General features: G+C 67.6%; 21 protein-coding genes. 13 read left to right on the top strand and 8 right to left on the bottom strand.

Going from position 1 to position 25,222, the window contains the following annotated elements:
* Positions 1-3: 3 nt before the first annotated feature.
* Both WS46_RS20910 and WS46_RS20915 read right to left on the bottom strand, forming a co-directional pair.
* The gene (locus WS46_RS20910) at positions 4-1,611 is read right to left on the bottom strand and encodes a carboxyl transferase domain-containing protein (protein ID WP_059691606.1); all 1,608 of its coding nucleotides are present in this window, start codon (positions 1,609-1,611) and stop codon (positions 4-6) included.
* 31 nt (positions 1,612-1,642) lie between these two features.
* On the bottom strand, positions 1,643-2,824 hold the full coding sequence (locus WS46_RS20915) for an isovaleryl-CoA dehydrogenase (protein ID WP_059532493.1): 1,182 nt from the start codon (positions 2,822-2,824) through the stop codon (positions 1,643-1,645).
* 171 nt (positions 2,825-2,995) lie between these two features.
* Here WS46_RS20915 and WS46_RS20920 point away from each other — a divergent pair, with 171 nt between their 5' ends.
* Complete coding sequence (locus WS46_RS20920; protein WP_059691607.1) at positions 2,996-3,742, top strand: TetR/AcrR family transcriptional regulator; 747 nt, start codon at positions 2,996-2,998, stop codon at positions 3,740-3,742.
* 73 nt (positions 3,743-3,815) lie between these two features.
* Here the strand turns inward: WS46_RS20920 and WS46_RS20925 are convergent, their stop codons facing one another.
* Complete coding sequence (locus WS46_RS20925) at positions 3,816-4,304, bottom strand: MarR family winged helix-turn-helix transcriptional regulator (protein WP_059532660.1); 489 nt, start codon at positions 4,302-4,304, stop codon at positions 3,816-3,818.
* Positions 4,305-4,502: 198 nt separating this feature from the next.
* Here WS46_RS20925 and WS46_RS20930 point away from each other — a divergent pair, with 198 nt between their 5' ends.
* From WS46_RS20930 to WS46_RS20955, 6 genes are all read left to right on the top strand, one after another.
* Positions 4,503-5,582 carry an aromatic ring-hydroxylating dioxygenase subunit alpha gene (locus WS46_RS20930; protein ID WP_059691645.1) on the top strand — a complete coding sequence of 360 codons (1,080 nt, stop codon included), beginning with the start codon at positions 4,503-4,505 and terminating at the stop codon, positions 5,580-5,582.
* Positions 5,579-6,544, top strand: a complete 966-nt coding sequence (locus WS46_RS20935) for a PDR/VanB family oxidoreductase (RefSeq protein ID WP_059691608.1) — start codon at positions 5,579-5,581, stop codon at positions 6,542-6,544. The genes WS46_RS20930 and WS46_RS20935 overlap by 4 nt, the downstream gene beginning before the upstream one ends.
* Positions 6,545-6,600: 56 nt before the next feature.
* Positions 6,601-7,662, top strand: a complete 1,062-nt coding sequence (locus WS46_RS20940) for a Rieske 2Fe-2S domain-containing protein (protein WP_059691609.1) — start codon at positions 6,601-6,603, stop codon at positions 7,660-7,662.
* 155 nt (positions 7,663-7,817) lie between these two features.
* Positions 7,818-9,161, top strand: a complete 1,344-nt coding sequence (locus WS46_RS20945) for an MFS transporter (RefSeq protein ID WP_059691610.1) — start codon at positions 7,818-7,820, stop codon at positions 9,159-9,161.
* 102 nt (positions 9,162-9,263) lie between these two features.
* Positions 9,264-10,358 carry a porin gene (locus WS46_RS20950; RefSeq protein ID WP_059691611.1) on the top strand — a complete coding sequence of 365 codons (1,095 nt, stop codon included), beginning with the start codon at positions 9,264-9,266 and terminating at the stop codon, positions 10,356-10,358.
* 236 nt (positions 10,359-10,594) lie between these two features.
* Positions 10,595-12,781, top strand: coding sequence for a TonB-dependent siderophore receptor (locus tag WS46_RS20955; protein ID WP_059691612.1), 2,187 nt, complete (start codon positions 10,595-10,597; stop codon positions 12,779-12,781).
* A 37-nt stretch (positions 12,782-12,818) separates the two neighbouring features.
* Here the strand turns inward: WS46_RS20955 and WS46_RS20960 are convergent, their stop codons facing one another.
* The 5 genes from WS46_RS20960 to WS46_RS20980 form a co-directional block, all read right to left on the bottom strand.
* Positions 12,819-14,036 (bottom strand): MFS transporter, encoded by a 1,218-nt coding sequence (locus tag WS46_RS20960; protein WP_257130023.1) that lies wholly within the window; start codon positions 14,034-14,036, stop codon positions 12,819-12,821.
* 157 nt (positions 14,037-14,193) lie between these two features.
* Positions 14,194-15,228, bottom strand: coding sequence for a 3-dehydro-L-gulonate 2-dehydrogenase (gene yiaK, locus WS46_RS20965; RefSeq protein ID WP_059691614.1), 1,035 nt, complete (start codon positions 15,226-15,228; stop codon positions 14,194-14,196).
* Between the two features lie 168 nt (positions 15,229-15,396).
* Complete coding sequence (locus WS46_RS20970; RefSeq protein ID WP_059532522.1) at positions 15,397-16,428, bottom strand: Zn-dependent oxidoreductase; 1,032 nt, start codon at positions 16,426-16,428, stop codon at positions 15,397-15,399.
* A gap of 29 nt (positions 16,429-16,457) precedes the next feature.
* Positions 16,458-17,666 carry a D-mannonate dehydratase ManD gene (gene manD / locus WS46_RS20975; RefSeq protein ID WP_059532525.1) on the bottom strand — a complete coding sequence of 403 codons (1,209 nt, stop codon included), beginning with the start codon at positions 17,664-17,666 and terminating at the stop codon, positions 16,458-16,460.
* 21 nt (positions 17,667-17,687) lie between these two features.
* Positions 17,688-18,419 carry a GntR family transcriptional regulator gene (locus tag WS46_RS20980; RefSeq protein ID WP_059532528.1) on the bottom strand — a complete coding sequence of 244 codons (732 nt, stop codon included), beginning with the start codon at positions 18,417-18,419 and terminating at the stop codon, positions 17,688-17,690.
* A 157-nt stretch (positions 18,420-18,576) separates the two neighbouring features.
* Here WS46_RS20980 and WS46_RS20985 point away from each other — a divergent pair, with 157 nt between their 5' ends.
* The 6 genes from WS46_RS20985 (at position 18,577) to WS46_RS21010 (ending at position 25,217) form a co-directional block, all read left to right on the top strand.
* Complete coding sequence (locus tag WS46_RS20985; protein ID WP_156443166.1) at positions 18,577-20,040, top strand: mannitol dehydrogenase family protein; 1,464 nt, start codon at positions 18,577-18,579, stop codon at positions 20,038-20,040.
* Between the two features lie 133 nt (positions 20,041-20,173).
* Positions 20,174-21,469 carry an MFS transporter gene (locus WS46_RS20990; protein ID WP_059532534.1) on the top strand — a complete coding sequence of 432 codons (1,296 nt, stop codon included), beginning with the start codon at positions 20,174-20,176 and terminating at the stop codon, positions 21,467-21,469.
* A gap of 214 nt (positions 21,470-21,683) precedes the next feature.
* A complete protein-coding gene (locus tag WS46_RS20995) occupies positions 21,684-22,475 on the top strand; it encodes a hypothetical protein (protein WP_059691646.1) in 792 nt (263 codons plus the stop codon).
* Between the two features lie 8 nt (positions 22,476-22,483).
* Entirely contained in the window at positions 22,484-23,536 is a 1,053-nt protein-coding gene (locus WS46_RS21000; RefSeq protein ID WP_059691616.1) for a substrate-binding domain-containing protein, read from the top strand.
* Between the two features lie 56 nt (positions 23,537-23,592).
* Positions 23,593-24,279: a c-type cytochrome gene (locus tag WS46_RS21005; protein WP_059691617.1), complete on the top strand. Its 687-nt coding sequence runs from the start codon at positions 23,593-23,595 to the stop codon at positions 24,277-24,279.
* On the top strand, positions 24,276-25,217 hold the full coding sequence (locus WS46_RS21010) for a c-type cytochrome (protein ID WP_059691618.1): 942 nt from the start codon (positions 24,276-24,278) through the stop codon (positions 25,215-25,217). The genes WS46_RS21005 and WS46_RS21010 overlap by 4 nt, the downstream gene beginning before the upstream one ends.
* The last annotated feature ends 5 nt before the right edge of the window (positions 25,218-25,222 follow it).

Raw genomic sequence — 25,222 nt, forward strand, 5'->3', positions numbered from 1 at the left:
CCGTTACATGCGGAACACGCCGAAGCGCGTGTCGTCGATCGGCGCGTTCATCGACGCGGCGAGGCCGAGGCCCAGCACGTCGCGCGTCTGCGCGGGGTCGATCACGCCGTCGTCCCACAGCCGCGCGCTCGCGTAATACGGATGCCCCTGGCGCTCGTATTGGTCGCGGATCGGCTGCTTGAAGGCATCCTCGTCCTCGGCCGACCACGTGCCGCCCTTCGCCTCGATGCCGTCGCGGCGCACGGTCGCGAGCACCGATGCCGCCTGCTCGCCGCCCATCACCGAGATCCGCGCATTCGGCCACATCCACAGGAAACGCGGGCCGAACGCGCGGCCGCACATCCCGTAGTTGCCCGCGCCGAACGAGCCGCCGATGATCACCGTGAACTTCGGCACCTTCGCGTTCGACACGGCCGTCACCATCTTCGCGCCATGGCGCGCAATGCCTTCGTTCTCGTACTTGCGGCCGACCATGAAGCCCGTGATGTTCTGCAGGAACACGAGCGGAATCTTGCGCTGGCAGCACAGCTCGATGAAATGCGCGCCCTTCACGGCCGATTCGGAGAACAGGATGCCGTTGTTCGCGACGATCCCGACCGGATGGCCCCAGATGTGCGCGAAGCCCGTGACGAGCGTCGTGCCGAAGCGCGCCTTGAATTCATCGAACTCCGAATCGTCGACGATGCGCGCGATCACCTCGCGCACGTCGAACGGCTTGCGCGTGTCGACCGGAATCACGCCGTACAGGCTCTTCGCGTCGTAGCGCGGCGGCTTCGGCTCGCGCACCGCCACCGGCGACGCGATCTTCGGCGCGAGATGACCGACGATGTTGCGCGCGATCGACAGCGCATGCGCGTCGTTCTGCGCGAGATGGTCGGCCACGCCCGACAGGCGCGTGTGCACGTCGCCGCCGCCGAGATCCTCGGCGCTCACTTCCTCGCCGGTCGCGGCCTTCACGAGCGGCGGACCGCCGAGGAAAATCGTGCCCTGGTTCTTCACGATGATCGACTCGTCGCTCATCGCCGGCACATACGCGCCGCCCGCCGTGCACGAGCCCATCACGACCGCGATCTGCGCGATTCCCGCGGCGGACATCGTGGCCTGGTTGAAGAAGATGCGGCCGAAGTGGTCGCGATCGGGAAACACGTCGTCCTGGTTCGGCAGGTTCGCGCCGCCCGAATCGACGAGGTACACGCACGGCAGCCGGTTTTCCGCGGCGATTTCCTGCGCGCGCACGTGCTTCTTCACGGTCATCGGGTAGTAGGTGCCGCCCTTGACCGTCGCGTCGTTGCATACGATCACGCACTCGCGGCCCGCGATCCGGCCGATCCCGGTGATCACGCCCGCGCCCGGCGCGTCGTCGTTATACATGCCGTTCGCCGCGAGCTGCGACAGCTCGAGGAACGGCGCACCCGGATCGAGCAACTGCGCGATGCGGTCGCGCGGCAGCAGCTTGCCGCGCGACAGGTGCTTGTCGCGCGCGGCCTGGCCGCCGCCTTGCGCGAGCTGTTCGATCTTCGCGCGCAGGTCGGCGACGACCGCCTCCAGCGCCGCGGCGTTCGCGCGGAAGTCTTCCGAACGCGGGTTCAGTTTCGATTCGATGATCGGCATCGACGGGGCTCCGTTCGCGTGACGTGGGGCGTTACATCGTTTCCGCGAACAGCTCGCGGCCGATCAGCATGCGGCGGATCTCGCTCGTGCCGGCGCCGATCTCGTACAGCTTCGCATCGCGCCACAGACGGCCGACCGGATATTCGTTGATGTAGCCGTTGCCGCCGAGGATCTGGATCGCCTCGCCGGCCATCCACGTCGCCTTCTCGGCCGTGTAGAGGATCACGCCCGCGCAGTCCTTGCGCACCTGGCGAATGTGGTCGCTGCCGGCCGAATCGAGGTGGCGGCCGACCGCGTACAGGTACGCGCGGCACGCCTGGAACGTGGTGTACATGTCGGCGACCTTGCCCTGGATCAGCTGGAATTCGCCGATCGACTGGCCGAACTGCTTGCGGTCGTGGATATACGGCACCACCGCGTCGAGACACGCGGCCATGATGCCCGTCGGGCCGCCCGACAGCACCGCGCGTTCGTAGTCGAGGCCGCTCATCAGCACCTTCACGCCGCCGTTGAGCTGGCCGAGGATGTTCTCTTCCGGCACCTCGACGTCCTGGAACACGAGCTCGCCCGTGTGCGACCCGCGCATGCCGAGCTTGTCGAGCTTCTGCGCGACCGAGAAGCCCTTCATCCCCTTCTCGACGATGAACGCGGTGATGCCGCGCGGGCCGGCGTCGATGTCCGTCTTCGCGTAGACGACGAGCGTGTCGCAGTCGGGGCCGTTGGTGATCCACATCTTCGTGCCGTTGAGCACGTAGCGGTCGCCGCGCTTGTCCGCGCGCAGCTTCATGCTGACGACGTCGGAGCCCGCGTTCGGCTCGCTCATCGCGAGCGCGCCGATGTGTTCGCCCGACACGAGCTTCGGCAGATACTTCTGCTTCTGCGCGTCGGTGCCGTTGCGGTGGATCTGGTTCACGCACAGGTTCGAGTGCGCGCCGTACGACAGGCCGATCGACGCCGATGCGCGCGAGATCTCTTCCATCGCGACCATGTGCGCGGTGTAGCCCATGTTCGCGCCGCCGTATTCCTCGGCCACCGTCATGCCGAGCACGCCGAGATCGCCGAACTTCTTCCACAGATCCATCGGAAACTGGTCGGTGCGGTCGACTTCCGCCGCGCGCGGCGTGATTTCCTTGGCCGCGAACGTCGCGACGGCGTCGCGCAGCATCTCGATGTCTTCACCGAGCATGAATTGCACACCGGGCAGGTTGATCATGTCTCCTCCGTCTCCAGAAAGTGGGTCGCACGCGCCGATTTCTGAGTTTCGCTCAAATCGGATCAATGCGTCGATTCATTAAGCCAATACAGCGCAAATTTTGCACAGTTTCGCGCCTCGTCCAGCTTGTCGTCAATAGTTTTTTGAGTGACACTCAGATATCATGGCGGCATGACAGCCGCTACCGCCGACACCATGACCGCCACCGCCAAAGCCGACCGTCCCGAGCCGTCGCGCGCACCCGCCGGGCGCAAGTCCCAGCAGCGCGTGCAGGACATCCTGCGCGCCGGTCGTGAAGTGTTCGCCGAAAAGGGTTACGAGCATGCGACGGCCGCCGAGATCGCGCAGCGCGTCGGCGTATCGGAGGCGACGGTGTTCAGCTACTTCCGCGGCAAGCGCGAGCTGTGCGCGCGCGTGATCGCCGACTGGTATGACGAAATCATTGCCGCGTTCGAAGTCGGGATGCCGCAGGAAGCGTCGGTGCAGCAGCAGTTCGCGTTCATCGTGCGCACGCACCTGCGGCTGATGCTGGTGAACGGCACGGGGCTGTGCGCGCTGGTGCTGTCGGAGGGGCGGGCGAAGCAGCATGCGTTGAGCGACGAGCTCACCGCGCTGCAGCGCCGCTACACGGCGCCGCTGATGGACGTGCTCGCGCGCGGCCAGGCGGCCGGGCAGGTGCGCAGCGACATGCCGCTGAGCCTGCTGCGCTCGATGGTGTTCGGGCCGATCGAGCACGTGCTGTGGGATGCGATCCTCGGGCACCGCAAGCTCGATACGGAAACGACGGCCGCGCAGCTCATCGACATGCTGTGGGCGGCCGTGCAGCCGCCCGCGCCGGAGCAGGCGGCGCTGGTGCGCTTCAGGAACGAAGTCGCGGAAGCGGTTCGGCGGCTGGAAGGGGAAGCGTCACGCCCGTGACGCCGAGGGGCGGCGCTGAGCGGCCTGCCGCCGCGTTGCCACATCGCTCTCCCCGTCGCGGAGCATTCAATCGCTACGACTCCTCGCCGACCCGCAGCGGCGCACGGCTCTGCTCGTTGTTCAAATGAACGAACTTGCGCAACAGGCGCATCAGTTCCCGCGAATCGTCCTCGCCCATGCCGTCGAACAGGCCGGCGCGCAGCTCCTGCACCGACGGAATCAGGTGCGTGAGCAGCTCGACGCCCGCCGGCGTCAGCAGCAGGCGCCGCTGACGCCGCGGCAACACTTCGCGGACGATCAATCCTTTCGCTTCGAGCCGGACCGCGAGGTCCGCGGTCGTCGACGTGTCGAGCGCCACCCGCTGCGCGAGCGTGACCTGATCGAGCCCCGGACACTCATAAAGCATCCGCAGGACCGCGTACTGCACCGGCGTCACGTCCCGGCCCAGCTTCTCGTAGAACATCGCAACCGCGATCTGGTGCGCGCGCCGGATCAGATGCCCGGGTTCGTCGTACAGGTCGAGCGGGAAAGCCGGCGCGTCGGCGGGATTCGTTTTTTCCATGAATGAGTCGATGACGTAGGCGGCGCACGCCGTTGCGTGCGCCGACGGCATGGCGCTGCGTCGCGCCATTTCCCGGGAAAACCAGTATACCGCTCGCCTTGCCCTGGCCAATCTCGATGCGTACACTGAATCTCATTCAGTACACGGAATGAAGAATTGCCGCGCACCGGCGGCACCGCCCTGAAGGAGACGAAGAACGTGTTTCTCAAGAACGCTTGGTATGTGGCGTGCACGCCCGATGACATCGACGGCAAGCCGCTCGGCCGCAAGATTTGCAATGAGTCGATGGTGTTCTACCGCGCGGCGGACGGCCGGGTCGCCGCGCTCGAGGACTTCTGCCCGCACCGCGGCGCGCCGCTGTCGCTGGGATTCGTGCGCGACGGCGTGCTCGTGTGCGGCTATCACGGGCTGGAAATGGGCTGTAACGGCAAGACGGCCGGCATGCCGGGCCAGCGCGTCGGCGGCTTTCCGCCGATCCGCAGCTTTCCGACGGTCGAGCGGTACGGATTCGTCTGGGTGTGGCCCGGCGACGCGTCCGCAGCCGATCCCGACAAGCTGCCCGCGCTCCAGTGGGCCGAAGATCCGGCCTGGGCACACGGCGGCGGCCTGTATCACATCCGTTGCGACTACCGGCTGATGATCGACAACCTGATGGACCTCACGCACGAGACCTACGTGCATGCGACGAGCATCGGCCAGAAGGAAATCGACGAAGCGCCGCCGAAGACGACCGCCAACGGTGACGAAGTCGTCACGAGCCGCTTCATGGAGAACGTGATGCCGCCGCCGTTCTGGCGGATGGCGCTGCGCGGCAACGGGCTGGCCGACGACGTGCCGGTCGACCGCTGGCAGATCTGCCGCTTCACGCCGCCGAGCCACGTGATGATCGAAGTGGGCGTCGCGCATGCGGGCCACGGCGGTTACGACGCGCCGGCCGAGCTGAAGGCGTCGTCGATCGTGGTCGACTTCATCACGCCGGAGACGGACACCTCGATCTGGTATTTCTGGGGGATGGCGCGCAACTTCCGGCCCGACGATCACGCGTTGACCGCCGAGATCCGCGAAGGCCAGGGCAAGATCTTCGCCGAGGATCTCGACATGCTCGAGCGCCAGCAACTCAACCTCGAGCAGTGGCCGGACCGCAAGCTGCTCAAGCTCAACATCGACGCCGGCGGCGTGCTGTCGCGCAAGGTGATCGAGCGGCTGCTCGCCGACGAAAACGCGTCGAGCCCGCAGCGGCCCGTGATTCCGGTCGCGCAGATCAAGGAGGCGTCATGAGCGCCGCGACGCTGACGGTCCGGGTGGCCCGCAAGTGGCAGGAAGCGCGCGACATCTGCGGTTTCGAATTCGTCAGCGATGACGGGTCGCCCTTGCCGCGCTTCGACGCCGGCGCGCATATCGACGTGTATTTGCCGGGCGGGCTCGTGCGCCAGTACTCGCTGTGCAACCACCCCGAACTCGGCGATCGCTACCAGATCGCGGTGCTGCGCGATGCCGAGGGCCGCGGCGGGTCGCGCGCAATTCACGACGAAGTCCGGCAAGGCGATACCGTACGGATCGGCATGCCGCGCAATCAATTTCCGCTCGCGCCCGACGCCCCGCACCACCTGTTGCTCGCGGGCGGGATCGGCGTCACGCCGATTCTCTGCATGGCGGAACGGCTGTTCTCGTCCGGCGCGCCCTTCGACATGCACTACTGCGCGCGTTCGACCGATCGCATGGCCTTCGTCGAGCGGATCGACGCAGCCGGGTTCCGCGATCGCGCCCGCTTCCACGTCGACGACGGCGACCCCGCCCAACGCCTCGACCTGCCCGCCGTGCTCGCCGCGGCGCCTGACGGCACCCACCTCTACGTATGCGGCCCGCGCGGCTTCATGGACGCGGTGCTGAACGCCGCACGCGAGCGCAACTGGGCCGACGAGCGGCTGCATTACGAGTTCTTCGGCGGCGCGGTTGCGTCGTCCGGCGCGGATCGCGCGTTCCAGGTCCGCATCGCGAGCAGCGGCAAGGTGATCGACGTGCCGGCCGAATGCACGGTCGTCGCCGCGCTGGCGGCCAACGGCATCGACGTGCTCACGTCGTGCGAGCAAGGCGTGTGCGGCACCTGCATGACGCGCGTGCTCGAAGGCGAACCCGATCATCGCGATTCGTATCTGACGGAAGCGGAACAGGCGGCCGGCGACCAGTTCATGCCGTGCTGCTCGCGATCGCGAAGCGATCTGCTGGTACTCGACCTGTAGAGCTGTAGACGGACCGCCCGACACGCGGCGGCCAATCACAATACTGGAGACGATCAATGGCGCAACATGCCCGGCCACCGATCAATACTACTAAGTTCCCGGTCGACCGATGGTGGGTCGCCGCGCTGTCTTCCGAACTGACGGACAAACCCGTCGCCCGCACGCTGCTCGGCCGCCCGGTCGTGCTGTTCCGGATGCCGTCCGGGGAAGTCGGCGCGCTGGAGGATCGCTGCTGCCACAAGTCGCTGCCGCTGTCGTGCGGTTCGCTCGAAGCGCGCGGCCTGCGCTGCGGCTATCACGGCCTGCTGTTCGACCGCGACGGCACCTGCGTGGAGATTCCCGGGCAGGACCGGATTCCGGCAAAGGCGTGTGTGTCGTCGTATCCGGTGCGGGAACAGGATGCGATCGTGTGGATCTGGATCGGCGCCGACGCGCATGCTCAACCGACCTGCGCGCCGCCGCGCTATGCGTTCCACACGGATCCGCAATACCGGTTCGGCAGCGGCAACTACCATTACGACGCGCCGTATCAGCTGATTCACGACAATCTGATGGACCTGAGCCACCTCGGCTATGTGCATCTGAAAACGATCGGCGGCAACGCGCCGCTGCACATGGGCGCGGAAACCCGCGTCAGCAGCGACGGCGACACGGTGACGCTGGTGCGCCGGATGCCGGATTCCGACCCGCCGCCAACGTACACGGCCGCGTGGCCGTTCGCGGGCCGGGTCGATCGCTGGCAGGAAATCGAATTCCACGTGTCGCATATCCGGATCTGGACCGGCGCGATGGACGTCGGCACCGGCGACCTGCTCGACCCCGCGCGCGGCGGCTTTCACATGCGCGGCTTCCACGGCATCACGCCGGAGACGGACACCACGACGCACTATTTCTGGACCATCGCGACCAATCCGCAACACGACGTCGAACGCGTCGCGCAAACGGTCATCGAGCAATCGGCGGCGACGTTCGACGAGGACAAGACCGTGATCGAAGCGCAATACCGGAATCAGCTGCGGTTTCCCGGAGGCCGCCAGATCGACATTCACGTCGACGCGGGCCCCAATCGCGCGCGGCGCGTGATCGAGCGACTGCTGCAGCAACCCGAACCGGCGTAACCGTCGCATTGGCGCGCGAGCGACGCCGGCTTGTGGCTGCAGGCATCCCCGCGGTTGGCCGCCGGCACATGCATTCGCGTTCGCCACGCTTGCTGCAGCCGGCTTCTGTTTTTCCCATTCGATTAGTCATACTATTTTTATGAAGGGTCTTTGACGTGAGTGCAAATATCCGCAATACGATCGACGCATCCCCGATGAGCGCGTTCCAGACGATGGCGGTCACGGCCTGCGTCGTGCTGAACATGCTCGACGGCTTCGACGTGCTGGCCATCGCATTTGCCGCGCCGCACCTGGCCGCAGAGTGGAAACTGAGCGGCAAGGAAATCGGCCTGCTGCTGAGCGCGGGGCTCGCCGGCATGGGCATCGGCTCGGTGCTGATCGCGCCGCTGGCCGACCGCGTCGGCCGCCGCCGCATCATCCTGCTCTGCCTCGCCGTGATCTCGACCGGGATGCTCGCCTGCGCGGCCACGCACAGCACGCTGCAACTCGCGATCGCACGGGCCTACACAGGGCTCGGCATCGGCGGCATGCTGGCGAGCCTGACCGTCATCAGCGGCGAATACGCATCGAACAAATGGCGCAGCGCCGCGATCGGCATGCAGTCGACCGGCTACGCGATCGGCGCCACCGCTGGCGGGGTCATCGCCGGCTACCTGCTGTCGACGTGGGGATGGCGCAGCGTGTTCGCGTTCGGCGGCATCCTGACCTTGATGGCGATCCCGATGGTGCTCGCACTGCTGCCGGAATCGCTCGACTTCCTGCTGGCACGGCGGCCGGACGACGCGCTGCAGAAAATCAACCGCATCCTCGCGAGAATGAAGCGCGCGCCCATCGACGCGCTGCCGGCCGTGACGGCGTCCATCGACACGACGGGCCCCGCGTCGAGCTGGACGGCCGTGCTGCGCGCACCGCTCGCGCGCCGCACGATCGCGCTGTGGATCGCGTTCTTTCTCGTGATGGGCAGCTTTTATTTCGTCGTGAGCTGGACGCCGAAGCTGCTGGTCCAGGCCGGACTGTCGGCATCGCAGGGCGTGACCGGCGGCGTGCTGCTCAACCTCGGCGGCATCGCGGGCGCGTCGCTCTTCAGCCTGCTGTCGACCCGGTTCGGCCTGCGCAACCTGCTGGGCGCAACGCTGCTGCTCGGCGGCGCGCTGATGGTCGTGTTCGGCGCGAACACCGGCTCGCTCGGCATCGGGATGACCGTCGCGGTGTTCCTCGGTGCCGTGATCAATGCGTGCGTGGCCGGCATGTATGCGTTGTCGCCGACACCCTACCCCGCCGAGATCCGCACGACCGGCATCGGCCTCGCGGTCGGCATCGGTCGCCTCGGCGCGATCCTGTCGCCGATGACGGTCGGTGCGCTGCTCGACGACGGCTGGTCCGTGCCCCATCTCTATCTTGCGTTCCTCGTGCCGATGGCCGGCGCGGCGATCGCCGTCGCCGTGGCGGGCGCGCGCGCCGCGGCGCCGCAGCGGCAGCGCGATCCGGCGATCTCGTAACGCGCGACGCACGCGGCCCTGCCGATACCCGTCGGCATCCCGGACATGTCCGGGGCATTAGAAAAATCGATAAGTAGATCTACATACTGTTTGGAGACAGCCATGAAAACGAAACTGGGCGTCGCATTCGCGACGGCGATGGCGCTGGCCGGACCGGCCTGTGCGCAAAGCAGCGTCACGCTGTACGGGATCATCGATACCGGCGTGTCCTACTACAACAACGCCGCGCGCGGCGGATCGTTCACCGGCATGCCGACGCTGACCGGCGAGGTGCCGTCACGCTGGGGCCTGCGCGGCACGGAGGATCTCGGCGGCGGCTATCAGGCCTTCTTCGTGCTCGAAAACGGCTTCCAGCCCGGCACCGGTGCGCTGAACTACGGCGGGCGTCTGTTCGGGCGGCAAGCGAACGTGGGCGTGAACAGCCCCTTCGGCGCGCTGACCCTCGGCCGACAGATGAACATGTCGATGATCGTGCTGACCAATGCCGACGTGATCGGTCCGTCGATTCATTCGATGGCCGATTTCGACTCGTATCTGCCGAACGCGCGCAGCGACAACGCGATCGGCTACAAGGGCACGTTCCACGGCGTGACGCTCGGCGCGACCTACAGCTTCGGCCGCGACGCGGCCGGGCCGGCGGGACCGTCCGCGACGGGCTGCGCGGGACAAGTGCCCGGCGACATCGTCGCCTGCCGCCAATACACGGCAATGCTCGCCTATGACGCGAGCAATTTCGGGCTCGCCGCGTCGCACGACGTGATGCGCGGCGGCGGCGGCGCGCTCGCGCCGCTGAACAATCCGGCGTACACCGACACGCGCGACATCGTCGCCGGCTACGTGAAGATCGGCCCCGCGAAACTCGGCGCGGGCTGGATCCGCCGCAATCTCGCGGCGGCCGCACACCTGCAGGCCGATATCGTGTTCGCCGGCGGCACGTACTACGCGACACCCTACCTCGCGCTCGACCTGCAGGGCGTGCGCTACCTGCAACGCCGGGAAAACGGCGAAAGCGGCACGAACGCCACGCTCCTCGTCGGCCGAGCGAACTATTTCCTGTCGAAGCGGACGACCGTCTATACGTCGGTGGGCTACATGTTCAACAGCACGCTGGCCGCGAACGCGGTCGCCGCCGGCGGGACGGTCGGCACCGGGATGAATCAGCTCGGCGTGATGGCCGGCATCCAGCAGAAGTTCTGATTGCCGGACACCGCGCGTCGAGCGCGACGTCGCGCTGCACGCGACGTGACAGGAATTTTTGCCGCTACGGCAGCAGACGGCCTGCGGCCCGGTAATCGCGATGCCCGAGCCGTATCGGCCTCGCCGTAATTGCAAACGATTCTCATTACGTATATCATGCGCGTCCTGCCGCGGCGAATCAGTGAAGCGCCGCGGCCCGCGCCTTCATCCTTAGCACGCCGTCCATTCATCGATTCATGCCATCCCGTCGACTGCCCCGCCGCGCGCGGACCTTGCGTCCGTGGCGCGCGAGCCTGCCTGCCCTGATCACTCTTTGCGTCGCAAGCGGCGCGCATGCGGATGCCGACCCTGCCGCCACGGCTTCGGCGGCCACGTCCTCGCCGTCGTCGACGCCCGCGCTGTCCGAACGCGAACTGCCGACGATCAGTGTCAGCGCATCGGCGGCCGCAGATCCGACCGTCGGCTACCAGCCGCGCACCAGCAGCGTCGCCGGCGGCGACGATCGTCCGCTCAAGGACATTCCGCAATCGGTCGCCGTGGTCAGCAGCAGCGTGATGCAGGACCAGCAGGCGCGCTCGCTCGACGATGTGCTCGGCAACATCAGCGGCGTGACGCAGACCAACACGCTCGGCGGCACGCGCGACGCGTTCATCAAGCGCGGCTTCGGCTCGAACAACGACGGCTCCGTGCTCGTCGACGGCGTGCGCACACCGGTGCTGCACAGCTATCTCGCGACGATCGACCGCGTCGAAGTGCTGAAGGGCCCCGCTTCGCTGCTGTACGGGATGCAGGACCCGGGCGGCGTGATCAACCTCGTCACGCGCAAGCCGGAAGAAACGTTCGGCGGCTCGATCTCGGCCTCGCGCACGAGCCACGGCGGCAGCAGCACTCAGTTCGACCTGACCGGTCCGCTCGGCAAGCCGGGTCAGGTCGCGGGCGGCACGCTCGCGTTCCGGCTCACCGGCGAATACGATACGAGCCGCTACTGGCGCAGCTTCGGCCGCGAACGCAACGCGCTGATCGCGCCCGCGCTTTCATGGCACGACGCGAACACGTCGATCGACGTCAGCTACCAGTATGTCGACTACACGATGCCGTTCGATCGCGGCACCGTGCTCGTGAACGGCCGCCCCGACGATGCGCTGCGCTATCGCCGCTACGAGGAAGCGTGGGCGCAAAGCGGCGGGATCCAGGAAACGCTGCGCGCGCGCATCGAGCACCGCCTCTCCGACGCATGGCGCGTGCGCGCGACCTACGGCTGGGGCCGCGACCGCTACGATCAATACATCACCCGCGCGACCGCCTTCAACGCCACGACCGGCGCGCTGTCGCGCACGTCCGACGCGAACCTCGGGCGCAACGACTCCGACCAGATCGCGACGCTCGGCCTGCTCGGCAACCTGACGCTCGCGGGGATGAACCACGCGCTTTACATCGGCGGCGAATACGAGCGCCAGCGCAGCTTCCGCGGCGACACGATCCGCGGCGCCGCGACCAAGGGCTTCAATCTCTACGATCCCGTCTACGGCCTGCTCGCGCCCGGCGGCACGATAAGCACGAAGCAGAGCGATTCGCTTTCGAAGGTGCACACGTACTCGATGATCGTGCAGGACTCCGTGAAGATCACCGACCGGCTCACCGCGGTCGGCGGGCTGCGCTGGGAGGACTGGCAGCAGGAATCGGGGATGGGGCGGCCGTTCGTGTTCGCCGACCGCTCGCACGGCAACGTGTGGCTGCCGCAGTTCGGGCTCGCCTATGCGCTCACGCCCGCGCTGACCGCCTATGCGAACGTGAGCCGCTCGTTCAAGCCGAACGTCGCGTCGAACGTGGCCGCACCGCTCGCGCCGGAATTCGGCCGCGTGCTGGAAGCCGGCCTGAAGTTCAGCCTGAAACCCGGCATCACCGGCACGCTCGCGGCCTACCAGATCGACAAGCGCAACGTCGCGGTCACGGTCGGCGACATCACCTCGACGATCGGCACCGCGCGCTCGCGCGGGATCGAACTCGACGTCGCGGGGCAGCTCACGCGCCATCTGAGCCTGATCGGCAGCTACGCGTACACGAACGCGAACGACCGCGACAGCAACACGCCGCTCGTCAACGTCGCGCGCCACACCGGCAGCCTGTTCGCGGTGTACGACACGGCGATCGCGAACCTGCCCGGACGCTGGCGCTTCGGCGGCGGCGCCCGGCTCGTCGGCGCACGGCCCGGCGACACCGCGAACAGCTTCACGCTGCCCGGCTACGTGACCGTCGACGCATTCGCGGCCTATGAAACGACGATCGGCAAGTTCCCGACACGCATCCAGCTCAACGTGAAGAACCTGCTCGACAAGACCTACTATCCGTCGAGCAACAGCAATCTGATCGTCGCCGTCGGCGAGCCGCGGCTCGTCACGCTGACGACGACGGTGTCGTTCTGACGCACCTTCGTGCGGACGGCCGCGGCCTGGCTCGCGGCTAGTCCGCCGTGGGCGGGCACACCCGATAGAACACGACGCTGCACAGCACCAGGAAGCCAGCGAGGATGATCATGCCGACCCGGAGGCCTGCATAGCCGATGATCATCGCGCCCAGAATGCCGGACAGGCTCCCGCACGCGTTGATCAATGCGAAGCCGGCCGCCGCTGCCGGGCCGGACAGCACGCGCCCCGGCAGCGTCCAGTAGATCGGCATCAGCGACAGGATGCCCGACGTCGCGACGGTCAGCATCACCACGGCGAGCCAGAAATTGCCGTGCGCAATCGTCGCGACGAACAGGCCGATCGCGGCCAGCGCGACGGGCACCACACCGTGCCGTCGCAGCCGCCCGGATTGCTCCGCGCGCTTCGCGTTCACGTACATGCAGATCGCCGCGACGCCGAACGGGATGGCCGTCAACAGCCCGACGTTCAGGCTGCTGGAGACGCCCGCATCGTGAAACAGCGTCGGCATCCAGAACGTCAGGCCGTAGAACCCGGTGTTGAACAGGATCATCACGACGATCAGCGCATAGATCTTCGGCGACCGGAATGCATCGGCCACGCGATGCGACTTGAAGGCGGCCTCCTTCTCGACATTCGCTTCGATGATCTGCTTCTCGCGCGGCGTCAGCCAGTCCACGTCGGCCGGCCTGTTTCGCAGCAGCATCAGAATGACGATGCCCAACACCACCGACGGCAGCCCTTCGAGCAGGAACAGCCACTGCCATCCGCGGATGCCCGCCACACCGCCCATCGTCTCCATGATCGCGCCGGATAGCGGTGCGCCGAACATGACGGCGATCGGCAACGCCATCAGGAACAGCGAGTACATGCCGCTCTGACGTCGGGCCGGCAGCCACGTATTCGTGTAGTACATCACGCCCGGGACGAAGCCGGCCTCGCAGACGCCCAGCAGGAACCGCAGCGAATAGAACGCAACTTCGTTCCTCGAGAAGACCATCAGGATCGACACGATCCCCCAGGTGATCATGATCCGCGCGATCCACGCTCGCGCGCCGACACGCCGCAGGATCAGGTTGCTCGGGATCTCGAACAGCATGTAGCCCCAGAAGAACACGCTCGCACCGAGCGCGAACGACGCATTCGTCAGGCCGAAATCGGCCGCCATCTGCAATTTCGCGAAACCGATGTTGACGCGGTCCAGATAAGACATGATGAAGCCGAGGAAGAACAGCGGGACGATCCTCAGTATCACTTTCCGGTACAACTCATCTTCGTTCCGTGTCTCGATGCTTGCGTCCGGCGCAAGCGCGACATCCGCCCTCATGGTCAGTTCTCCCAATGAAAACAAGCGTCTTTGCAGCGATGGGGTCGATCCGTCATTCCGTTCCGGCGCGCCCGCCGTCGTGTCGTCAGCGATGCGGCGACGCCCGGCGCTCCGCGAGCGCGAGCACGTCGGCCCAGATGCCGTCGTCGACGGCGATGCCGTGTCGCCGCTGTTCGATCCGCGTGCGCAGCGCGCTCTGCCCCGGGTAGAGCACTTCGTCGCTGCCTTCCGCCAGCTCGGACGTGTTCACGTAGTCCGCCACGCCGTCGGCCACTTGGCTCGTGAAGGCTTCGCCGCCGAGCTTGCGCGGGTCGATCACGATGAAGACCTGCGAGCATCCCGTGCAGCTTCCCTCCTGAATCGCATCGATCCCGTTCGTCGCAAGTCCTTCGGACAGCACCGCCGCGAGCACGTCGAGCACGATCGCGAACCCCGAACCCTTCCAGTAGCCCATCGGCAGGATCCGCATCGACGCTTCGATCGGGCCCGGCTCGGCGGTCAGCTTTCCGTCGCTGTCGAAGCCGGCGGGGAACGGCATGTTCTTCCCTTTCAGGCGGGTGGCCTGCAGCTTTCCGTACGAGTACTGCGACATCGCCATGTCGAGCACGATATGGCCGCGGTCCCGCGGCACCGCCATTACGAACGGGTTGTTGCCGACGCGCGTGTTCTTGCCGCCCCAGCCGGGCATGCAGGATTCGGTGTTGGTCCAGCAAATCGCGATGTAACCGCGCTCGGCCGCGTGCCAGCCATACGTGCCGCCGCGCATCCAGTGGGTCGCATTGCGCATCGCCACGATGCCGACGCCTTGCGCGTCGGCGATCTCGATGGCCCGCTCGGTCGCGGACAACGCGTTGAGAATGCCCGGCCCGCGCTGGCCGTCGCACACCTCGATCGCGCCGAATTGCTTGACGCGCACGCGCGCTCCGTCAGGATTCACCCACCCCTTGTCGAGATAGTCGATGAATCGCGCCACGCGATTGATGCCGTGCGAATTGACGCCGTCACAGGTCGATTCGGTATGCACCCTCGCACAGATTTCGGCGTCGTGTTCGCGCATGCCGGCGTTCACGAGCGCCGCATGGATCGCGCGTTGCATTTCCTCGAAGGGAATCCGGGTCACGATGCATGTCTCCTGATGTTGGATATCGATGTGTCCGATCCCGGGCCTGCCCTCGACGCGGCGCGCGGGATTCGCGCCGCACCGGCCCGCCGTCGGCGAGCGATCACGTCATTCGGCCGGGGCCGCGCGACATGCGCAACGCGCCCCGGCCGGCTACACGAAGCAGTATCAGCCGCCCGCGAAATCGAGCAGGATCTTGCAGCTTTTCTCGGGATTGCGCTCGGCCATCTCGAACGCCTGCGCGACGTCGCGAAAACCCACCTTGTGCGTGACGATGTGCTCCGGCTGGATCAACCCGCGGGCAATCCAGTCGATCACCTGCGGGAACATCGCGCAGTTCAGCCGCGACGCCGCAAGCGTCAGCTCCTTCTTCGTCAGCTCCGCCTGCACGATCGCCGACGGCTCCGACGAGAATCCGAGCACGCCGATCCGGCCGGCCGGCGCGGCGATCCGCACGGCCTCCTCGAGAATCGACGGATGGCAGACCGCATCGAAGATCAGCGTCGGGCCGCCGTCGACGCCGCGCTTTTCCAGCGCGTCGGGCAGCGACTCGACGCTCGTGTTGATGACCTCGTCCTCCGCCGCGCCACATTTGCGCGCGAGTTGCAGCCGCGCGTCGAGCCGGTCGGTGATGAACGCACGAATGCCGTACACGCGCTTGAGCACCTGCAGGATCGTCAGGCCGACGGTGCCGGCGCCGTAGATCAGCGCGACATCGCCCGGCAGCACGCCGGTGCGCGACGTCGCGTTTGCGGCCACCGCGAACGGCTCGACGATCGCCGCGCAGGTGTCGGCGATCGCGTCCGGAATCCGGTACGCATTGTCGGCCGGCACGCACGTGTACTGGCTGAAGCCGCCGTCGCGATGCACACCGAGCACGGTCAGGTGGCGGCAGACGTTGCGCCGGCCGATCGTGCACGCATGGCAATGCCCGCAGCTGATCACCGGATCGACCGCGACCGTCTCGCCGAGCCGCGCGGCGTCGACGCCCGCGCCGACCGATTCGATCGTGCCGACGAACTCGTGGCCAATGATGCGCGGGTACGACACGAACGGATTCTTGCCGTGAAAGATGTGCAGGTCCGACCCGCAGATGCCCGCATAGCGCACCTTCACGCGCACTTCGCCGGCGGCGGGCGCGGGCAGCGGCACCTCGCGCACGGCCATGCTGTTCGGACGATCGACAACGACGCTCAACATTTCGGTTCTCTCCCTCGGATCTTCGGCGCTCACCAGTTCCACATCGAACCGTCGCGCAGCCGGGCAACCGGCAGGTACGCGCGCTCGTACGGATATTTCGCGGCCAGCGTCTCGTCGATGTCGACGCCGAGGCCCGGCACGTCGTCCATCACGAGATAGCCGTCCTCGAAGCGGTAGCTGTGCGGAAACACTTCATCGGTCAGCGCGCTGTGCGGCATCAGTTCCTGGATGCCGAAGTTCGGCGCCCACAACCCGAAGTTCACGGCCGCCGCCATGCACACGGGCGACAGGTCGGTCGCGCCGTGGAAGCCGGTGCGCACCTGGTACATCGCCGCGTAATCGGCAATGCGCCGCACGTGCGTGATGCCGCCCGCGTGCACGATGGTCGCGCGAATGTAGTCGATCAGCTGGTCGCGGATCAGGTCCTTGCAATCCCAGATCGAGTTGAATACCTCGCCGACCGCGAGCGGTGTCGTCGTGTGCTGGCGGATCAGGCGGAACGCTTCCTGGTTCTCCGCGGGCGTCGCGTCCTCGAGCCAGAACAAGCGATGCGGCTCGAGATCGCGGCCGAGCCGCGCGGCCTCGATCGGCGTGAGCCTGTGATGCGCGTCGTGCAGCAGGTGCGGCGCATCTCCGACCGCGTCGCGCACCTTGCGGAACAACTCGGGCGTGTGGCGCAGGTAGAGCGCGGTGTCCCACGGTTCCTCGGGCGGCAGCCCTTTCTCGGCGGGCTCGTACGCGCCGGCCGTCTTGCCGACGCCGTATACCTTGTCGAGCCCCGGCACGCCGGACTGCACGCGGATCGCGCGATAGCCGGCCTCGATGTGTGCGCGCACCGCGTCGACCGCTTCCTCGTGATCGCGCCCGTTCGCGTGGCCGTACACCATCAGGCCGTCGCGGCTCTTTCCGCCGAGCAACTGGTAGACGGGCATGCCCGCGAGTTTGCCGAGGATGTCCCACAGCGCCATGTCGATCGCGGCGATCGCCGTCATCGTCACGGGCCCGCGCCGCCAGTACGCACCGCGATACAGGTATTGCCAGATGTCTTCGATTTTGCGCGGGTCGCGGCCGACGAGGCACGGGAACACGTGGTCTTCCAGGTACGCGCGCACCGCGAGCTCGCGCCCGTTGAGCGTCGCGTCGCCGAGGCCGTATACGCCTTCGTCGGTCACGATCTTCACCGTCACGAAATTGCGGCCCGGACACGTGACGATGATCTGCAAGCGTTCGATTTTCACTGCGCTCCTCCAGCGGGCGTTTCAGTCGACAAAGTAATGCGGCGCGCGGCTGCGCACGTCGGGCAGGTGCGAGCCGATCCGGTCGACGTGCGCCGCGACCGATGCGCCGAGCAGCGCCATGTTGCGCGACGCGATGTGCGCGAGGATCTGTTCGTGTTCCTGCAGCGCGCGGCGCGCGTGATCCTCGACGCGGTCGAGCAGCAGCCAGCGCACGCGGTCGAACTGGCGCTTCATCGGCTGCAGCATTTCCCACACGTGCGGCCGGCCCGCGAACGCGAACATCCGGCCGTGCATCGCCTCGTCGAGATCGAAGAACGCTTCGACATCGCCGGCCGCCACGGCCTCGCGCTGCGCATCGATGATCCGCGACAGTTCCGCGAGCTGCGCCGGCGTGATCTTCTGCGCGAGCTCGACGTGGTTCGCGCATTCGAGCGTGCTGCGCGCGAAGCGCCCTTCCTCGAGGATCGACACAGGAATCGGCGCGACCAGCGTGCCGACCTTCCGGATGATCTGCACGAGCCGCTCATCGGCGAGCTGCGCGAACGCTTCGCGCACCGGCGTGCGGCTGACCTTGATCGTCGTGGAGATCACCGCCTCCGAAAGCGCGGTGCGCGGCGGCAACGCGCCGCGCACGATCGCGTGGCGCAGCAGCGCATGCACCTGATCCGTATACGACCGGCTCTCGTCCAGCGAGAACCCCTGCAACGCCGTGACCACGACGTCTGCTTCTTCCAGTGCTGCCGTTTCGCTCATGGTTGCGATTGATCTGGCTTGATATCGATGTCTACCATGGTACATAAGCAATCGAATTCAGACGATCTAGCGTTTACACCGATAACTTCGCGGTGAAACTCGAAATAACCTGCACGCACTCCACCATCTACCATGGTACAACTCGTTGCCAATCGTCATGTCATCAGCCCCCGATTTCCTGCGCACCGCGCCGCCAGGCACGCGCCGCCCCGGTTATGACCGGCAGGCGGTCCGCACGGGCATCGTCCATCTCGGCCTCGGCGCGTTCCATCGCGCGCATCAGGCGCTGCATACGGATACGGTGCTCGAACAGGGCGACCTGCGCTGGGGCATCGTCGGCGTCGAACTGCGGCGGCGTCATACCGTCGACCTGCTCGCCGCGCAGGATCACCTGTACACGGTGACCGAACGCGACGGCCAAGGCGCGCGCACGCACATCGTCGGCGCGGTGCACGGCGCGCTGTTCGCACCCGAATCGCTGCCGGCGCTGCTGGCGCTGATCGCCGATCCGGCCGTGTCGATCGTCAGCCTGACCGTCACCGAGAAAGGTTATTGCCGCCGCCCCAGTGGCGGTCTCGATGCCGACGATCCCGCGATCCGCCACGATCTCGCGACACCCGACGCGCCGCGCACCGCGCTCGGCGTGATCGCCGCCGGCCTGCGGCTGCGGCCGGCCCATGCGCCTCTGAGCGTCGTCAGCTGCGACAACATGACGTCGAACGGCGACACGCTGCGCGCGCTGATGATCGACTACGCGGAACGCATCGACGGCGCGCTCGCGCGGCGCATCCGCGACGACATCGCGTTCCCGAACAGCATGGTCGACCGGATCGTGCCGGCCGCGACGCCCGAATCGCTCGACTGGGCGCATGCCCATCTCGGCGCGCGCGACGCGGCCGCGATCGTCTGCGAGCCGTTCTCGCAATGGGTGATCGAGGATCGCTTCGCCGGCCCGCGCCCGCGCTGGGAAGATGCCGGCGCACACCTCGTCGGCGACGTGCGGCCCTACGAGACGATGAAGCTGCGGCTACTGAACGGCTCGCATTCGGCGATCGCGTACGCGGGGCAATTGCGCGGCCGCGCGACCGTGTCCGATGCGATGGCCGATCCGGCGATCGCGGCACTCGTCAACGGCGTGATGACGCGCGACCTGCTCGCGACCGTCGACGTGCCGGCCGGATACGACGCGCACGGCTATTGCGCGACGCTCGTGCAGCGCTTCCGCAATCCGACGCTCGCGCATCGAACCGAACAGATCGCGATGGACGGCACGCAGAAGGTGCCGCTGCGCTGGCTGCCGGCGCTCGGCGAAAGCGCGGCGGCCGGTGCCGAGCGACCGTACCTGGAACGCGCGCTCGCGCTGTGGCTGCACTACCTCGCCACCGCGCATGACGAATCGGGCCGACCGCTCACGATCAGCGATCCGGGCGCGGCCACGCTCGGCGCGACGTTGTCCGCGGCCGGCGATGCGACCGGCGCGGTTCGGGCCGCACTCGGCAGCACCGCGCATGTAGGCTCGGCCGCGTGGCCCGACGCATTGATCGCGCGCGTCGGCGCGCATCTGTCGACGCTGCGCGCGGGCGGCACTGATGCGCTGCTCGCGCCATTGCACGCGCGCTGAACGACCGTTTACCCGGTTCGCGGCAATCGACGCGAACCGCGCAATACCCTGCCCGCCGAGGTCCACGACGACGCGGCAAACGATCGACAAGACAACACATGACGGCCGGCCCACCGGCACGAAGGAGACGGAGATGAAGCAGAAGTCGCAGGCATGGTTCACGGTATTCCTGCTGTTCCTGGTGTACGGCATCAACTATCTCGACCGCGTCGCGCTGTCGATCGTCGCGCCGATCGTGCAGACCGATCTCGGCATCGACGCCGCGCAGATGGGCCTCGTGTTCAGCACGTTCTTCATCGGCTACGCGCTGTTCAATTTCATCGGCGGGCTTGCGTCCGACCGGCTCGGGCCGAAGCTCGTGTACGTGCTGTCGGTCGGGCTGTGGTCGGTGTTCTGCGGGATGACCGCGCTCACCGTCGGCTTCGTGAGCCTGCTGATCGTGCGGCTGCTGTTCGGCATGGCCGAAGGGCCGCTGTGCTCGGCGGCCAACAAGATGGTCAACAACTGGCTGCCGCGCGACGCCGCCGCGACCGCGATGGGCCTGCTCAGTGCCGGCTCGCCGCTCGGCGGCGCGATCGCCGGGCCGATCGTCGGGCTGCTGGCCGCGCAGTTCGGCTGGCGACCGGCGTTCTGGATCGTGTGTGCGATCGGGCTCGTGTGGGTCGTCGTGTGGATGATGTCGACGACGGACCGTCCGGCCACGCCGGTCGGCGATGCCGAGCGTGCGCCCGCGGCAACGCTTGCCGCAACGCCCGCCCACGCCCCTGCCGCCGCCGGCACGGCAACGCCCGCGCACACGCTGTCGCACTACGTGCGCCAGCCGCGCATCCTCGCGACGGCCGCCGCGTTCTTCAGCTACAACTACGTGTTGTTCTTCTTCCTGAGCTGGTTCCCGAGCTACCTCGTGCGTGCGCACCACCTGAACATCAAGGAGATGAGCATCGCCACCGTCGTGCCCTGGCTCGTCGGCACCGTCGGCCTCGCGTGCGGCGGCGCGATCTCGGATGCGCTGTACCGGCTCACCGGCAACCTCCTGCTGTCGCGCCGCATCGTGCTCGTCACCTGCCTGCTCGGCGCCGGCGCGTGCGTGGCCGTCGCGGGCGCCGTGCAGTCGACGCAAGGCGCGGTCGCACTGATGTCGGTATCGCTGTTCTTCCTGTACGTGACGGGCGCGATCTACTGGGCGATCGTGCAGGACGTCGTGCATCCGGCGCGCGTCGGCGGCGTCAGCGGCTTCCTGCATTGCATGGGCAGCCTCTCCGGCGTGATCGGGCCGGCCGTGACCGGCTTCATCGTCGAGCGCAGCGGCTCGTTCGCGTCCGCGTTCGTGCTGGCCGGCGCGATCGCACTGGCAGGCGCGGTGCTGGCCGGCGTGTTCGTGCGCAACGTGCGGCCGTCGGAAGTGCTGCGCGAACGCGCCGCGCACTGACCTTTCTCGGCTGACGAAGGCCGCGCGATGCCGCACACGTCGGCGCCGCGCGGCCTTGTCGTTTCCGCCAATCATCGGACCCTCGAATATCTCCCATCCGATATCGCGATTTCCGCCGTCGATCGCGCGCCTCTAGACTGGCTACGCGATGGCGACGCATCGCCGCGACACGGCGATGCACCACGCCCCCACAAAAACGATATGGGAGAGTTCGATGTCCGACCGGGATGCGCGCCGCGGCGCGCTCAAGACACTCGGCCTCGCGGCCGGCACCGCGCTGCTCGGCGCCTCGCGCGTCGCGCAGGCGGCGACACCCGAATCCGGCGCGCTGCTCGCCAGCGGCGCGACGCGCCTCGCCGACCTCACCCGCCGTCTCGCGGCCATACCGAGACGACGCGACTTCAAGACGGTGCCGATGATCGTCGAGCGCCCCGATCAATGGGATCATGCGGCGCTCATGGAAGTGATCGGCTATCGCGGCGGCCCGAAGCAGGTGTGGGACAACACCGAGCTCGGCGGCCCATGGCTGAACCTGATGCGCAACGCGCTGAACGCGCAGATCTGGGCGTTCGGTCATCCGGACTTCCTCGTCGTATCGGCCACGCATGGCGCCGCGCATCTCGCGCTGTTCGACCAGGCCGCGTGGGACAAATACGGCCTCGCGAAATTCGCCGGCGCAGCGTTCGCGACCAACACGCTGCTTGCCGCGAAACCGGCGCAATCGAAAGACGCCGCCGATCATGAACGGGCCGACGGCGCATTCTCGTCGCACGACAACAGCATCGCCGCGCTGCTGCAGCGTGGCGTCGTGTTCCTCTCGTGCCACAACGCGATCTGGGAACTCGCGGAACGGCTCGACGGCGCGAACGCGAATCCCGACAAGCTGCCGCTCGACGCCCTCGCCGCCGATCTCACCAACCACGTGATTCCGTCGGCGATCGTCACGCCGGGCGCGGTCGGCACGCTGCCCGAACTGCAGCACGCCGGTTTCACTTACGCGAAGTGAGGCGCCCGATGACATCGCTCCGCACGCGTTCTCCGTTGCGACGCCGGTGGCAGCCAGCGCTGCATGCCGCGCTGGCCGCGCTTTGCTGCACGTCGATGCTGTCGCTCGCCGCACCGGCCGACACGTCGCGCAGCATCTTTCCGCCGTGGCAGGACGGCCGCAACAACGACGCGACGAACCGCGGCCTCGAATTCACGGTGCCGCAGGTCGACGTGCTCGCCGATTTCCACGGTGACCTCACCGCGCCGAAGCTGGTGCTGTACGTCGGCGGCAACTACTTCTTCGCGATGGCACCGCTCGTCGCGAAGTTCGAGACCGACCATCCCGAATACCGCGGCCGCATCTACTGGGAAACCATCCCGCCCGGCCTGCTCGTGAAGCAGATTCACGCGGGCGGCACGATCACCGTCGGCAACATGACGTGGACGGTCAAGCCCGATGCGTATTTCGCCGGGCTCGGCAAGATCCGCGAGCTGATCGCGGACGGCACGCTCGAAGGCCCGGCCGTGCCCTACGTGACGAACCAGTTGACGATCATGGTGCGCGCCGGCAACCCGAAGCGCATTACGTCGCTGAACGATCTTGCGCGGCCCGACGTGACGCTCGCGATGCCGAACCCGGCATTCGAAGGCGTCGCGCGGCAGATCCGCGCATCGCTCGTGAAGGCCGGCGGCGATGCGCTCGCGCGTATCGTCTACGACGACAAGGTGCGCGCCGGCACGACCGAGCTCACGCACATCCATCATCGGGAAACCGCGCTGTTCCTGATGCAGGGGCGTGCCGACGCCGGCGTGCTGTGGCAATCGGAAGCGGCGTTCCAGGAACAGATCGGGCATCCGCTGATGCACATCGACATTCCGGCCGCGCACAATACGACGGCGATCTATGCGGGCGCGATGGTGAAGCACGCACCGCATCCGGAAGCCGCACGCGCGTGGCTCGCGTTCATCCGGTCGCCGGACGCGTTCCGGATATTCGCGCGCTACGGCTTCGGGCAATACGACGCGACGGCACCGACGCCGAATCTCGCGCCACGGCAAGACGGGCCCGACGCGGGCTGACCGCGCGGGTGTGCACGCCGGGCCACGCCATAAGACAGACATCAAGGAGGGGACACGTGAACGATTCGGTCGACATCCCGCGGCGCCGGTCCGCGCGGTTGCTGCTCGCCGCGGCGGCACTGCTCGCCGGCCATGCCCACGCGGACGACATCGCACTCGGCAAGACCATCGCCACCCAGGGCACGACGACGGGCGCGGCCGCATGCATCGGCTGCCACGGCGCGCAGGGCGAAGGCAACGCGGCCGCCGGCTTTCCGCGTCTCGCGGGCACGAACGCCGCCTATCTTTCCGCGCAACTCGCCGCGTTCGCGGACGGCAGCCGCCAGAACCCGGTCATGCAGCCGCTCGCGAAACTGCTGTCGGCGCACGATCGCGACGCGGTCTCCGCGTACTTCGCGAGCCTGCCCGCGCCGCCCGCCATTGCCGCTTCCGACGCCACGTCGATCGACCCGGCGAACACCGGCGCTTGGCTCGCGACGCGCGGACGCTGGTCGCAGGGCCTGCCCGCGTGCGCGCAATGCCACGGCGCGGGCGGCCTCGGCGTCGGCGCCGCGTTTCCGCCGCTCGCCGGCCAGCCGGCCGCATACATCGCGGGCCAGTTGAACGGCTGGAAGCACGGCACGCGGGCGCCCGGCCCGATGGCGCTGATGCCGACGATCGCCGGCAAGCTGTCCGACGCCGATGTCGACGCGGTGGCTGCGTACTATGCGCGTGGCGGTGCCGCGAACGGAGAAAAACAATGATCGACCGCACGACGTTGATCCGCGGCGCGCGCGCCGCGCTGCTCGGCGCGGCCTGGATGCCCGCGCTCGCTTGCGCGGCCGCGCCGCAGGACGCACCGGCCACCGCTTCCGCTCCTGCGGCAGCCGCCCTGCCCGCCGCGACGACGGCGAAGCCGTTCACGCCGCCGCCCGAATCCGCGATCCCCGCGGACGACTTCGGCAAGACCGTGAAGCTCGGCGAGCAGATTTTCCTGCACACGCCCGAATATGCGGGCAAGTACGTCGGCAACAAGCTGACCTGCGCGAGCTGCCACCTCGACGCGGGCCGCCGTCCGGATTCGAGCCCGATGTGGGCCGCGTACCTGCTATACCCGGCCTACCGGATCAAGAACGGCCATGTGAACACGTTCGCCGAACGCCTGCAGGGGTGCTTTCGCTACAGCATGAACGGCAAGGCGCCGCCCGCCGGCGACCCGATCCTCGTTGCGCTCGAAACCTATTCGTACTGGCTCGCGAAGGGTGCGCCTGTCGGCGCGAAGCTGCCGGGGCAAGGCTTTCCGAAACTGCCGCCGCCCGCGCTGAAAGCCGACTACGCGCGTGGCGCCGCCGTCTACACGCAGCACTGCGCGCTGTGTCACGGCGCGGACGGCCAGGGGCAATCGAGCGGCGGCAAGCCGGTCTTTCCGGCGCTCTGGGGCGCGCGCTCGTTCAACTGGGGCGCGGGGATGGGCGACATCCGCAACGCGGCCGGCTTCGTGAAGGCCAATATGCCGCTCGGGCTCGGCGGCACGCTGACCGATCAGGAAGCGTGGGACGTCGCGACCTTCATGGACAGTCACGAGCGCCCGCAGGACCCGCGTTTCACCGGCTCGGTCCAGGACACCCGCGCGAAATTCCACGACACGCCCGACTCGATGTACGGGCGCGAGGTGAACGGCCGCGTGCTCGGCGCGCCGTGAGACCG

Source organism: Burkholderia sp. RF4-BP95 (assembly GCF_001521985.1).
Lineage (GTDB): Bacteria > Pseudomonadota > Gammaproteobacteria > Burkholderiales > Burkholderiaceae > Burkholderia > Burkholderia diffusa.